Origin of the sequence: Pseudomonas vranovensis DSM 16006 (assembly GCF_000425805.1) — a bacterium.
Lineage (GTDB): Bacteria > Pseudomonadota > Gammaproteobacteria > Pseudomonadales > Pseudomonadaceae > Aquipseudomonas > Aquipseudomonas vranovensis.
Genome location: NZ_AUED01000018.1, coordinates 63,662 through 77,077, shown reverse-complemented (window position 1 = coordinate 77,077; position 13,416 = coordinate 63,662). Strand labels below are relative to the sequence as shown.

The following is a 13,416-nucleotide window of genomic DNA, read 5'->3' as shown; positions in this document are numbered from 1 at the left end:
CTGCAGGCACACAGTTTTCCATTAGCCACGCCCGCACACGCGGGCCAACGAAGAACTTTGAACCATGGCCACTATCCACGTAGACGGCAAAGAGCTCGAAGTCAACGGCGCAGACAACCTGTTACAGGCGTGTCTGTCGCTCGGCCTCGACATCCCCTATTTCTGCTGGCACCCGGCGCTCGGTAGCGTCGGCGCCTGCCGCCAGTGTGCGGTCAAGCAGTACACCGACGAGAACGACACCCGTGGTCGTATCGTCATGTCCTGCATGACCCCTGCCTCCGACGGCAGCTGGATTTCCATCGAAGACGAAGAAGCCAAGGTATTCCGTGCCAGCGTCGTCGAATGGCTGATGACCAACCACCCGCACGACTGCCCGGTCTGCGAGGAAGGCGGCCACTGCCACCTGCAAGACATGACGGTAATGACCGGCCACAACGAGCGCCGCTACCGTTTCACCAAGCGTACCCACCAGAACCAGGAACTCGGCCCGTTCATCGCCCACGAGATGAACCGCTGCATCGCCTGCTACCGCTGCGTGCGCTACTACAAGGACTACGCCGGCGGTACTGACCTCGGCGTATTCGGTGCCCACGACAACGTCTACTTCGGTCGCGTTGAAGACGGCGCGCTGGAAAGCGAGTTCTCGGGCAACCTCACCGAGGTCTGCCCGACCGGTGTGTTCACCGACAAGACCCACTCCGAGCGCTATAACCGCAAGTGGGACATGCAGTTTGCCCCAAGCATCTGCCACGGTTGCTCCAGCGGCTGCAACATCAGCCCGGGTGAGCGTTACGGCGAACTGCGTCGCATCGAGAACCGCTACAACGGTTCGGTCAACCAGTACTTCCTGTGCGACCGTGGCCGTTTCGGCTATGGCTACGTCAACCGCACGGACCGTCCACGTCAGCCGCTGCTGGCCGACGGCACCAAGCTGAGCCTGGATGCGGCGCTGGACAAAGCCGCCGACATGCTGCGCGGTCGCAACATCGTCGGTATCGGTTCGCCACGCGCCAGTCTCGAAAGCAACTACGGCCTGCGCGAGCTGGTCGGAGCCGAGCATTTCTACTCGGGTATGGAAGCCGGTGAGCTGGAGCGTGTGCGCCTGGCCCTGCAGGTATTGAACGACAGCCCGCTGCCGGTTCCTACCCTGCGCGAGATGGAAGACCACGACGCCGTGTTCGTCCTCGGCGAAGACCTGACCCAGACCGCCGCCCGCGTCGCCCTGGCCCTGCGCCAATCGGTCAAGGGCAAGGCCGAGGCCATGGCCGATGCCATGCGCGTTCAGCCTTGGCTCGATGCGGCAGTGAAGAACATCGGCCAGCACGCCATGTACCCGCTGTTCATCGCCAGCCTGGCCGAGACCAAGCTTGATGACGTTGCCGAAGAGTGCGTACACGCCGCTCCCGACGACCTGGCGCGTATCGGCTTTGCCGTTGCCCATGCCATCGACCCAAGCGCTCCGGCCGTCGAAGGCCTGGACGCCGAAGCCCTGGCCCTGGCCAAGCGCATTGCCGATGCCCTGGTTGCTGCCAACCGTCCGCTGGTGGTTGCTGGTACTTCGCTGGGCTCCAAGGCCCTGATCGAAGCGGCTGCCAACATCGCCAAGGCGCTGAAACTGCGCGAGAAGAACGGCTCCCTGAGCCTGGTGGTCCCAGAGGCCAACAGCCTGGGCATGGCCATGCTTGCTGGCGAGTCCGTCGACGCCGCCCTGGATGCCGTGATTGCCGGCAAGGCCGACGCCATCGTCGTGCTGGAAAACGACCTCTTCAGCCGCGTCCCGGCCGCCAAGGTCGACGCTGCCCTGGCCGCCGCCAAGGTAGTCATCGTTGCCGACCACCAGAAGACCGCCACCACCGACCGCGCCCACCTGGTGCTGCCGGCGGCGACCTTCGCCGAAGGCGACGGCACCCTGGTCAGCCAGGAAGGCCGCGCCCAGCGCTTCTTCCAGGTGTTCGACCCTACTTACCTGGACAGCAGCATCCTGGTTCACGAAGGCTGGCGCTGGATGCATGCCCTGCGTGCCACCCTGCTCAACAAGCCGGTCGACTGGACTCAACTGGACCACGTCACCAGCGCCTGCGCCTCGGCCGCCCCGCAACTGACCGGCATCGTCAATGCCGCGCCATCGGCCGCGTTCCGCATCAAGGGCATGAAGCTCGCCCGTGAGCCGCTGCGCTACTCCGGTCGTACCGCCATGCGCGCCAACATCAGCGTGCACGAACCACGTACCCCACAAGACAAAGACACCGCCTTTGCCTTCTCCATGGAAGGTTACTCGGGCTCGGCCGAACCACGCTCGCAAGTGCCGTTCGCCTGGTCCCCGGGCTGGAACTCGCCACAGGCCTGGAACAAGTTCCAGGACGAGGTCGGCGGTCACCTGCGTGCAGGCGACCCAGGCACCCGCCTGATCGAATCCCAGGGCGACAAGCTCAACTGGTTCACTGCCATTCCGGGTGCTTTCTCGCCCGCCCGTGGTACCTGGCAGGCCGTGCCGTTCTACCACCTGTTCGGCAGCGAAGAGAACTCCTCGCGCGCCGCTCCAGTGCAAGAGCGCATCCCGCAAGCCTACGTCGCGCTGGCCAAATCCGAAGCCGACCGCCTGGGTGTCAACGATGGTGCGATGCTCAGCCTGAACGTGGCGGGCCAGACCCTGCGTCTGCCGCTGCGTATCAATGAAGAACTGGGCGCAGGCCTGGTTGCCCTGCCGAAAGGCCTGGCCGGCATCCCGCCAGCCATCTTCGGTGCATCCGTCGAAGGCCTGCAGGAGGCAGCACAATGACCTGGTTCACCCCCGAAGTGATCGATGTGATCATCACCGTCGTCAAGGCCATCGTGGTCTTGCTGGCCGTGGTGGTCTGCGGCGCGCTGCTCAGCTTCGTCGAGCGGCGCCTGCTGGGCTGGTGGCAGGACCGCTACGGTCCGAACCGCGTGGGCCCGTTCGGTATGTTCCAGATCGCGGCCGACATGCTGAAGATGTTCTTCAAGGAAGACTGGAACCCGCCCTTCGTCGACAAGATGATCTTCACCCTGGCACCGGTCGTGGCCATGAGTGCCTTGCTGATCGCCTTCGCCATCGTGCCGATCACCCCGACCTGGGGTGTCGCGGACCTGAACATCGGCCTGTTGTTCTTCTTCGCCATGGCCGGTCTGTCGGTGTATGCCGTACTGTTCGCCGGCTGGGCCTCGAACAACAAGTACGCCCTGCTCGGCAGCCTGCGGGCCTCGGCCCAGACCGTGTCGTACGAAGTGTTCATGGGCCTGGCGCTGATGGGTATCGTGGCGCAGGTTGGCTCGTTCAACATGCGTGACATCGTCGACTACCAGGCACAGAACCTGTGGTTCATCATTCCGCAGTTCTTTGGCTTCTGCACCTTCTTCATCGCTGGCGTGGCCGTGACTCACCGTCACCCCTTCGACCAGCCGGAAGCAGAACAGGAACTGGCCGACGGTTACCACATTGAATATGCCGGCATGAAATGGGGCATGTTCTTCGTCGGTGAATACATCGGCATCATCCTGATCTCGGCGCTGCTGGTAACCCTGTTCTTCGGTGGCTGGCACGGTCCGTTCGGCATCCTGCCGCAAGTACCGTTCCTGTGGTTCGCCCTGAAGACCGCGTTCTTCATCATGCTGTTCATCCTGCTGCGCGCCTCGATTCCGCGCCCGCGCTATGACCAGGTGATGGACTTCAGCTGGAAGTTCTGCCTGCCGCTGACCCTGATCAATTTGCTGGTGACCGCTGCGCTCGTGTTGCTCAACACGCCAGCTGTTGCGGCCCAGTGAGGATTTGACCCATGTTCAAATATATTGGCGACATCGTTAAGGGCACCGGCACTCAGCTGCGCAGCCTGGTGATGGTGTTCTCTCACGGTTTTCGCAAACGTGACACCCTGCAGTACCCCGAAGAGCCGGTCTACCTGCCGCCACGCTACCGTGGCCGCATCGTCCTGACCCGCGACCCGGATGGCGAAGAGCGCTGCGTAGCGTGCAACCTGTGTGCCGTGGCTTGCCCGGTCGGTTGCATCTCGCTGCAGAAAGCCGAGACAGAAGACGGTCGTTGGTACCCGGAGTTCTTCCGCATCAACTTCTCCCGTTGCATTTTCTGCGGCCTCTGCGAGGAAGCCTGCCCGACCACCGCGATCCAGCTCACGCCGGATTTCGAAATGGCCGAGTTCAAACGTCAGGACCTGGTGTACGAGAAAGAAGATCTGCTGATCTCCGGCCCCGGCAAGAACCCTGACTACAACTTCTACCGTGTTGCAGGTATGGCTGTTGCCGGCAAGCCGAAAGGCGCCGCGCAGAACGAAGCCGAGCCGATCAACGTGAAGAGCTTGCTCCCTTAAGGAAGAAAGATGGAATTCGCTTTCTATTTCGCATCCGGTGTCGCTGTGGTGTCCACCCTTCGGGTGATCACCAACACCAACCCCGTGCACGCCCTGCTCTACCTGATCATTTCGCTGATCTCCGTGGCGATGACTTTCTTCGCCCTTGGCGCCCCGTTCGCCGGTGTCCTGGAAGTGATTGCCTACGCTGGCGCCATCATGGTGCTGTTCGTCTTCGTGGTGATGATGCTCAACCTGGGCCCGGCCTCGGTCGCCCAGGAACGTGGCTGGCTCAAGCCAGGTATCTGGCTGGGCCCTGTGGTCCTGGCCTCGCTGCTGCTGCTTGAACTGCTGTACGTGCTGTTCAGCAACGAAAGCGGTGCCAGCATCGGCCACACCACGGTCGACGCCAAGGCCGTTGGCATCAGCCTGTACGGTCCTTACCTGCTGGTGGTGGAACTGGCCTCGATGCTGCTGCTCGCCGCAGCGGTGACGGCTTTCCACCTCGGCCGCAACGAGGCGAAGGAGTAATCACATGCCAGCTATCCCTCTCGAACACGGCCTGGCAGTCGCCGGCATCCTGTTCTGCCTCGGCCTCGTCGGCCTGATGGTGCGCCGCAACATTCTTTTCGTGTTGATGAGCCTGGAAATCATGATGAACGCCTCTGCTCTGGCCTTCATCGTCGCCGGCAGCCGCTGGGCGCAGCCAGATGGACAGATCATGTTCATCCTGGTGATCAGCCTGGCAGCCGCCGAGGCCAGTATCGGCCTGGCGATCCTGTTGCAACTGTATCGCCGCTTCCACACTCTCGACATCGATGCAGCCAGTGAGATGCGCGGATGAACCTTATCTTCCTGACTTTTGTATTTCCCCTGATCGGCTTCCTGCTGCTGTCGTTCTCGCGCGGACGGTTCTCGGAGAACCTGTCGGCACTGATCGGCGTCGGTTCGGTAGGCCTCTCGGCCGCCGTCGCGGCCTACGTGATCTGGCAATTCAACGTCGCACCGCCGGAAGGCGGCGCATACAGCCAACTGCTGTGGCAGTGGATGTCGGTGGACGGCTTTGCACCGAACTTCACCCTCTACGTTGATGGCCTGTCGGTCACCATGCTCGGCGTGGTCACCGGCGTGGGCTTCCTGATCCACCTGTTCGCGTCCTGGTACATGCGCGGTGAAGCCGGCTACTCGCGCTTCTTCGCCTACACCAACCTGTTCATTGCCAGCATGTTGTTCCTCGTCCTGGGCGACAACCTGCTGTTCATCTACTTCGGTTGGGAAGGCGTGGGCCTGTGCTCGTACCTGTTGATCGGTTTCTACTACAGCAACCGCAACAACGGTAACGCGGCACTCAAAGCCTTCATCGTCACCCGTATCGGCGACGTGTTCATGGCCATCGGCCTGTTCATCCTGTTCCAGCAACTGGGCACCCTTAATGTCCAGGAACTGCTGGTACTGGCGCCACAGAAGTTCCAGGCAGGTGATTTCTGGATGGTCCTGGCCACCCTGATGCTGCTCGGCGGTGCGGTCGGTAAATCCGCCCAGCTGCCGCTGCAGACCTGGCTGGCAGACGCAATGGCTGGTCCTACCCCGGTTTCGGCACTGATCCACGCCGCAACCATGGTGACCGCGGGCGTCTACCTGATCGCCCGTACCCACGGCCTGTTCGCCCTGGCACCTGACGTACTGCACCTGGTCGGTGTGGTCGGCGGCGTGACCCTGGTGCTGGCCGGCTTTGCAGCCCTGGTACAGACCGACATCAAGCGTATCCTCGCCTACTCGACCATGAGCCAGATCGGCTACATGTTCCTGGCCCTGGGCGTTGGCGCCTGGGATGGCGCGATCTTCCACCTGATGACCCACGCCTTCTTCAAGGCCCTGCTGTTCCTTGCCTCCGGTGCGGTGATCGTTGCCTGCCACCACGAACAGAACATCTTCAAGATGGGTGGCCTGTGGAAGAAGCTGCCTCTGGCCTACGCCAGCTTCATCGTCGGTGGTGCCGCTCTGGCTGCCCTGCCGATCCTGACTGCGGGCTTCTACTCCAAGGACGAAATCCTCTGGGAAGCCTTCGCCAGTGGCAACAATGGTCTGCTGTACGCCGGTCTGGTCGGTGCATTCATGACCTCGCTGTACACCTTCCGCCTGATCTTCATCGCCTTCCACGGCGAAGCCAAGACCGAAGCGCATGCGGGCCACGGCATCTCCCACTGGCTGCCGCTGGGCGTGCTGATCGTGCTGTCGACCTTCGTCGGTGCCTGGATTCATCCACCACTGGCGGGCGTGCTGCCACAGAGCGTCGGCCATGCCGGCGGCGAAGCCAAGCACAGCCTGGAAATCGCCTCGGGCGCCATCGCCATCGCCGGTATCCTGCTGGCCGCGGTGCTGTTCCTGGGCAAGCGTCGCCTGGTCACGGCCATCGCCAACAGCGGCATCGGCCGCGTCCTCTCGGCCTGGTGGTTCGCCGCCTGGGGCTTCGACTGGATCTACGACAAGCTGTTCGTCAAACCTTACCTGCTGATCAGCCACATCCTGCGCAAGGATCCGGTTGACCGCAGCATTGGCCTGATTCCGCGTATGGCGAAGGGCGGTCATGCCGCCATGAGCAAAACCGAAACTGGTCAGCTGCGCTGGTACACCGCTTCGATCGCCGTAGGTGCCGTGCTAGTGCTCGGTGCCGTTGTTATGGCTGCGGTCTGATATGAACCTTGCGACTTTGCGAAAGGAATTGAGCCCGTCATGATTTTGCCTTGGCTGATCCTGATCCCCTTCATCGGCGGCCTGCTGTGCTGGCTGGGTGAGCGCTTCGGCGCCACCCTGCCACGCTGGATTGCGCTGCTGACCATGTCCCTGCTGCTTGGTATCGGCCTCTGGCTGTGGGCCAACGGGGACTACACCCTGGCCCCTGCACCCGGCGCTGCGCCTGAGTGGGCGGTCGAATTCAAAGTACTGTGGATCGAGCGCTTCGGCATCAGTCTGCACCTGGCCCTCGACGGCCTGTCGCTGCTGATGATCCTGCTCACCGGCCTGCTCGGTGTGCTCTCGGTACTGTGCTCCTGGAAAGAGATCCAGCGTCACGTCGGCTTCTTCCACCTCAACCTGATGTGGATTCTGGGCGGCGTGGTCGGTGTGTTCCTGGCTCTGGACCTGTTCCTGTTCTTCTTCTTCTGGGAAATGATGCTGGTGCCGATGTATTTCCTCATCGCGCTCTGGGGTCACAGCTCCTCCGACGGCAAGAAGACCCGGATCTACGCGGCAACCAAGTTCTTCATCTTCACCCAGGCCAGCGGCCTGATCATGTTGGTGGCGATCCTGGGTCTGGTACTGGTCAACTACAGCAACACCGGTGTGATCACCTTCGACTACACCCAGTTGCTCAAGGCCGACCTGCCGGCGGGCACCGAATACCTGCTGATGCTCGGCTTCTTCATCGCCTTCGCGGTCAAGCTACCGGTTGTACCGTTCCACTCCTGGCTGCCTGACGCTCACGCCCAGGCACCTACCGCAGGTTCCGTCGACCTGGCCGGTATCTTGCTGAAAACCGCTGCCTACGGCCTGCTGCGTTTCGCCCTGCCGCTGTTCCCGAACGCCTCGGCCGAGTTTGCGCCGATCGCCATGACCCTGGGTCTGATCGGGATCTTCTACGGTGCATTCCTGGCCTTTGCCCAGACCGACATCAAGCGCCTGATCGCCTTCTCCAGCGTTTCGCACATGGGCTTCGTACTGATCGGTATCTACTCCGGCAGCCAGCAAGCCCTGCAAGGCGCGGTGATCCAGATGCTGGCCCACGGCCTGTCGGCTGCGGCGCTGTTTATCCTCAGCGGCCAGCTGTACGAGCGCCTGCATACCCGTGACATGCGTCAGATGGGTGGCCTGTGGCACCGCATCGCCTACCTGCCGGCCATCAGCCTGTTCTTCGCCGCCGCCTCGCTCGGCTTGCCGGGCACCGGTAACTTCGTCGGTGAGTTCCTGATCCTGATCGGTGCCTTCGTCAGTTCCCCATGGGTCACTGTGATCGCCACCTCCGGCCTGGTATTCGGTTCGGTCTACTCGCTGATCATGATCCACCGTGCCTACTTCGGCCCTGCGAAATCCGATGAAGTCCTGGCTGGCATGGATACCCGCGAAATGATCATGGTACTGGGCCTGGCTGGCCTGCTGATCTTGCTGGGCATCTACCCGCAGCCGTTCCTGGACACTTCTGCCGCCACCATGAGCGGTGTGCAGCAGTGGATCGGTACCGCTTTCACTCAACTCGCTTCGGCCCGGTAAGAGCGCTATGGACCTGACGATTCAACACTTTATCGCGCTTGCGCCGCTGCTGATCACCACCATCACCGTTGTCGTGGTGATGCTGGCGATCGCCTGGCGCCGCAACCACTCGCAAACCTTCCTGCTGTCGACCGTGGGCCTCAACCTGGCCCTGCTGTCGATCATCCCGGTATTGAAAGTGGTTCCACTGGCGGTCACCCCGCTGCTGACCATCGACAAGTTCGCCTGCCTGTACATGGCGATCATACTGATCGCCACCCTGGCCTGCGTGACCCTCGCCCATGCCTACCTGGGTGACGGCGGCAAAGGCTACCCGGGCAACCGCGAAGAGCTGTACCTGCTGATCCTGATGGCTGCCCTCGGTGGCCTGGTTCTGGTCAGCGCGCAGCATCTGGCTGGCCTGTTCATCGGCCTGGAACTGCTGTCGGTACCGGTCTATGGCCTGGTGGCCTATGCCTTCTTCAACAAGCGCTCGCTGGAAGCAGGCATCAAGTACATGGTGCTGTCGGCCGCCGGCTCCGCCTTCCTGCTGTTCGGCATGGCCCTGCTGTACGCCGACGCTGGCAGCCTGAGCTTCGACGGCATCGGCAAGGCCCTGGCCGCTACCAATATGCCAAGCCTGCTGGCTCAGCTGGGCCTGGGCATGATGCTGGTCGGCCTGGCATTCAAGCTGTCGCTGGTACCGTTCCACCTGTGGACCCCAGACGTGTACGAAGGTGCTCCGGCGCCGGTTGCCGCCTTCCTGGCCACCGCCAGCAAGGTTGCGGTGTTCGCCGTCGTCGTGCGCCTGTTCATGCTCTCCCCTGCAGCCAGCAGCGGTGTGCTGACCACCGTACTGTCGGTGATCGCGGTGGCCTCGATCCTGATCGGCAACCTGCTGGCGCTGACCCAGAGCAACCTCAAGCGTCTGCTCGGTTACTCGTCCATCGCCCACTTCGGTTACCTGCTGATCGCCCTGGTGGCGAGCAAGGGCCTGGCCGTGGAAGCCATCGGCGTGTACCTGGTCACCTACGTGATCACCAGCCTGGGCGCTTTCGGTGTGATCACCCTGATGTCCTCGCCGTACAACGGCCGTGACGCTGACGCACTGTACGAGTACCGCGGCCTGTTCTGGCGCCGTCCGTACCTGACCGCGGTACTGACCGTGATGATGCTGTCGCTGGCCGGTATCCCGCTCACCGCAGGCTTCATCGGCAAGTTCTACATCATCGCCACCGGCGTCGAGTCGCAGCTGTGGTGGCTGGTCGGTGCCCTGGTGATCGGTAGTGCCATCGGCGTGTTCTACTACCTGCGCGTGATGGTCACCCTGTACCTGATCGAGCCGAACCTGCGTCGTCACGATGCCCCGCTGAACTGGGAGCAGCGCACCGGCGGCGTCATGCTGCTGGCAATCGCACTGCTTGCCTTCGTGCTGGGTGTGTACCCGCAGCCGTTGCTGGACATGGTCCAACACGCAGGCCTTCAACTGATCGGTTGATCACTGCTGCAACGACAGACACCCCGCTTAGGCGGGGTGTTTTGTTTTCAGCTGCTGTGCCTGTACAGATCGGCGACTGTGCTTCGTCTGATGATTGCGACGTCAGATACCCGCTAACAGTCCCGGAACCCCATCGATGCGTCCCACCCTACCCCGCTCCTCCCTCGCCTTGCTGATCTCCTGCACCGCCTCGGTCCAGGCCAGCGAAGGCATCGAACTCGGCCAGGTACTGATCCAGGAACAGGAGCAAAGCGAGCTGCAGGACGCTCGTGAACGCCTGCGACAAGTACCTGGCGCCACCAACCTGGTGGACATGCAACGAGTCGAACAAGGCCGGGTCGCCAGCAATCAGGATGTACTGGCCTACCAGCCGGGCGTGTTTGCCCAGTCGGCAGGTAACGACGGCATCAAGCTATCGATCCGCGGGTCAGGCATCAACCGCGCACCGGGCAGCCACGGTTCCGGCGTCTACACGATGTTCGACGGTTTGCCGCTGACCGGCCCGGGTGGTACGCCGTACGAACTGTTCGAGCCGCTGTGGCTGAGCCGCGCCGAAGTACTGCGTGGTGCAAACGGCTTTGATCGCGGAGCGCTGGCCCTGGGCGGCGCCATCGACTACGTCACCCACACGGGCCACGACGCCGCGCCGTTGCAGGTGCGCTATGAGCTGGGCAGCCGGGGATACGCCAAGCGCCAGATCAGCTCGGGGCAGGTGCTGGGAGACCTGGACTATTACGTGGCCCTGACCGATGCCGAGTACGACGGCTACCAGGAACACAGCAGCGGCAGCAGCAAGGGCATCGCTGCCAACGTTGGCTACCGCTTCAACCCGAACCTGGAAACCCGCTTCTACCTGCGTTACCGGGAAACCGAGAACGACCTGGCCGGACGCCTGACCAAAGACCAGATCAAGCATGATCCGCGCGCGGCCAACTCGCTGTACTTGAGCCGCGACGACAGCCGTCCGCAGCCGGGCAGTACCTGGCTGGGCAACAAGACCACCTTCTACCTCGATGAGGATTCGCAGCTCAAAGCAGGCCTTGTCTATCACGACTATCCAATGGACCTGCGCGAAGGCCCGATGCGCCTGAAGGTTGCCTACACCGACGTCAGCGGCACCCTGAATTATCAGCGCCGCCACACGGTGTTCGGACACGAGAGCAAAACCACCATTGGCTGGCGCACCACCAAGCACTTGCCCAACAGCGGTGCTTCGCAATACGCGCGGGTCAATGGGGTATTGGGCGCGAAAACCCGAGACTTTACCTATCAGGGCTCAGACACTGTCCTGCATCTGGGCAACGAACTGGAGCTGATCCCGGACCTGTGGCTGAGCATGGGCCTGGCGATGATCTACACCCGCCGCGAAAGCGCCGTCACCTACCCTGAAAGCGGCGGCAAGGTCAGCCAGCATGACTGGGACTACGCGCCTCGCCTGGGGCTGCGCTACGACCTGACCCCCGACCTGCAGCTGTACGGCAACCTCAGCCGCTCGGTGGAGCCACCACACCCCTGGGCGCTGATCTGGAGCTCGCCAGCGGTCAATGGCCTGCAGACCCAACCCATCGAGATGCAAAACCAGACCGCCACCACCCTTGAGCTCGGTGCCCGGGGTGAGGCGGCCATCGGGCGCTGGGACCTGGCCTGGTATTACTCGGACGTGCGCCATGAATTGCTGGCGGTCGAGATCGTACCAGGTGCTCCGGCCGCTGAATTCAACGCCAGCCCCACCGTACACCAGGGCGTGGAAGCCGGCCTGGACAGCCTGCTGTGGGAGCGTGGCGGCGTGGGCAAACTGTCGCTGCGCCAGGCCTACACCTTCAGCGACTTCCACTACCGCGACGACGATACATTCGGCGACAACCGCCTGCCGGGCATCCCGATGCACTACTATCAGGCCGAGCTGCGCTTCGACCTGCCCAGCGGCCTGTACGCCGGCTTGAACACCCAGATGGCCTCCAAGGTCCAGGTCGACTATGCCAACAGCTACCCCAGCGATGCGTATGCGGTGTTTGGCGCTACCCTGGGCTACAACTCGCCCAAGCAGGACTGGCAAACCTGGCTCGACCTGCGCAACCTGACCAACAAGCGCTACGCCGCCACCGTCACGCCGGGCTACAACGACCGGGGCCAGGACATCGCCCGCTCAACCCCGGGCGAAGGTTTCGGGGTCTATGCCGGCGTGTCCTACAGCTTCCGCTAACTGGGCAACTGCACCTGCGGCTTGGTTGAAACGAAGATCGCCCAGCTGGAGATGAACAGCGCGGCGATCAGCGGCCCGATCACAAAGCCATTGAGGCCGAACACCGCCAGGCCCCCGAGCGTGGAGATCAGAATCAGGTAGTCCGGCATTTTCGTGTCCTTGCCCACCAGCATCGGCCTCAACAGGTTGTCCACCAGACCGATCACGAAGACGCCGAAGGCGGCCAGCACCACCCCTTGCCACACTGCCCCGGTAGCCAGGAAGTAGATCGCCACGGGCGCCCAGACGATGCCCGCCCCCACTGCCGGTAGCAAAGACAGAAATGCCATCAGCACGCCCCACACCAGCGGGCTCGGGATACCCAGTATCCAGAAAATGATTCCCCCCAGGGCCCCTTGCGTGACGGCCACCAGCAGGTTGCCCTTGACCGTGGCGCGCACCACACGGTTGAACTTCAGTTGCAGGCGACGCTTTTGCTGTTCGGCCAACGGCACTGCGGTGCGCACTTTACGCGCAAGTTCGGCGCCATCACGCAGGCAGAAGAACAGCAGGTACAACATCACGCCGAAGCTGATCAAGAAGTCGAAGGTGCCCTGCCCGAAGCTGAAGGCCTGGCTTGCAAAGAACTGGCTGCCTTGCATCGCCCCCTTGGCGATTTTGTCGCGCATGCCTTCGAAGTTACCCAGCCCCATGCGGTCCAGACCATTCTGGACAAAGGCCGGGAGCATCTGCTGGAAACGTTCGAGGTAGCCGGCAATGTCCAACTGACCGCTTTCGATCCTCTGGTACAACGCCGCGCCTTCCTGCACCAGCAAGGTACTGATGACGATCACCGGCAAAATGGCGATCATCAGGCATACCAGCAGTGTCACGCCTGCCGCCAGGTTACGGCGCCAGCCCAGGCGTAAAAGCAGCCGCCGCTGCATCGGTGCGAACAGAATTCCGAGGATCACTGCCCAGAACACCGCGCCATAGAACGGCAGCAGTATCCAGATGAAAGCAATGGTGACCAGGGCCAGGAAGAGAAGCAGGGCCTTGTGCTGCTGGGAGGTTTGGTTCATGTGCGCTCCGTTGCTGTTCACAACGTTAGTGCGCAGCGCCCTGGTAAAAGTGCCCTTGATACAGATCAATAGTCGTTTGCTGCAAGA

10 protein-coding genes are annotated in these 13,416 nt (G+C 62.5%); 9 read left to right on the top strand and 1 reads right to left on the bottom strand.

Annotation, left to right across the window (positions count from 1 at the left end; genetic code table 11):
• Positions 1-64: 64 nt before the first annotated feature.
• From nuoG to H621_RS0115170, 9 genes are all read left to right on the top strand, one after another.
• On the top strand, positions 65-2,779 hold the full coding sequence (gene nuoG, locus H621_RS0115210) for an NADH-quinone oxidoreductase subunit NuoG (RefSeq protein ID WP_028944235.1): 2,715 nt from the start codon (positions 65-67) through the stop codon (positions 2,777-2,779).
• Entirely contained in the window at positions 2,776-3,783 is a 1,008-nt protein-coding gene (gene nuoH / locus H621_RS0115205) for an NADH-quinone oxidoreductase subunit NuoH (RefSeq protein WP_028944234.1), read from the top strand. The genes nuoG and nuoH overlap by 4 nt, the downstream gene beginning before the upstream one ends.
• Before the next feature lie 11 nt (positions 3,784-3,794).
• Complete coding sequence (gene nuoI / locus H621_RS0115200) at positions 3,795-4,343, top strand: NADH-quinone oxidoreductase subunit NuoI (protein WP_009400993.1); 549 nt, start codon at positions 3,795-3,797, stop codon at positions 4,341-4,343.
• A 9-nt stretch (positions 4,344-4,352) separates the two neighbouring features.
• Positions 4,353-4,853 carry an NADH-quinone oxidoreductase subunit J gene (nuoJ, locus tag H621_RS0115195; RefSeq protein ID WP_028944233.1) on the top strand — a complete coding sequence of 167 codons (501 nt, stop codon included), beginning with the start codon at positions 4,353-4,355 and terminating at the stop codon, positions 4,851-4,853.
• Positions 4,854-4,857: 4 nt separating this feature from the next.
• The gene (gene nuoK / locus H621_RS0115190) at positions 4,858-5,166 is read left to right on the top strand and encodes an NADH-quinone oxidoreductase subunit NuoK (protein WP_028944232.1); all 309 of its coding nucleotides are present in this window, start codon (positions 4,858-4,860) and stop codon (positions 5,164-5,166) included.
• Positions 5,163-7,016 carry an NADH-quinone oxidoreductase subunit L gene (nuoL, locus tag H621_RS0115185; protein ID WP_028944231.1) on the top strand — a complete coding sequence of 618 codons (1,854 nt, stop codon included), beginning with the start codon at positions 5,163-5,165 and terminating at the stop codon, positions 7,014-7,016. Before nuoK ends, nuoL begins: the two co-directional genes overlap by 4 nt.
• Positions 7,017-7,055: 39 nt before the next feature.
• A complete protein-coding gene (nuoM, locus tag H621_RS0115180) occupies positions 7,056-8,588 on the top strand; it encodes an NADH-quinone oxidoreductase subunit M (RefSeq protein ID WP_028944230.1) in 1,533 nt (510 codons plus the stop codon).
• A 7-nt stretch (positions 8,589-8,595) separates the two neighbouring features.
• Complete coding sequence (gene nuoN, locus H621_RS0115175) at positions 8,596-10,065, top strand: NADH-quinone oxidoreductase subunit NuoN (RefSeq protein ID WP_028944229.1); 1,470 nt, start codon at positions 8,596-8,598, stop codon at positions 10,063-10,065.
• A 136-nt stretch (positions 10,066-10,201) separates the two neighbouring features.
• Positions 10,202-12,268 carry a TonB-dependent receptor family protein gene (locus H621_RS0115170; protein WP_028944228.1) on the top strand — a complete coding sequence of 689 codons (2,067 nt, stop codon included), beginning with the start codon at positions 10,202-10,204 and terminating at the stop codon, positions 12,266-12,268.
• Here H621_RS0115170 and H621_RS0115165 read toward each other — a convergent pair.
• Entirely contained in the window at positions 12,265-13,329 is a 1,065-nt protein-coding gene (locus H621_RS0115165; RefSeq protein WP_028944227.1) for an AI-2E family transporter, read from the bottom strand. The two genes, H621_RS0115170 and H621_RS0115165, sit on opposite strands and share 4 nt — an antisense overlap.
• Positions 13,330-13,416: the final 87 nt, after the last annotated feature.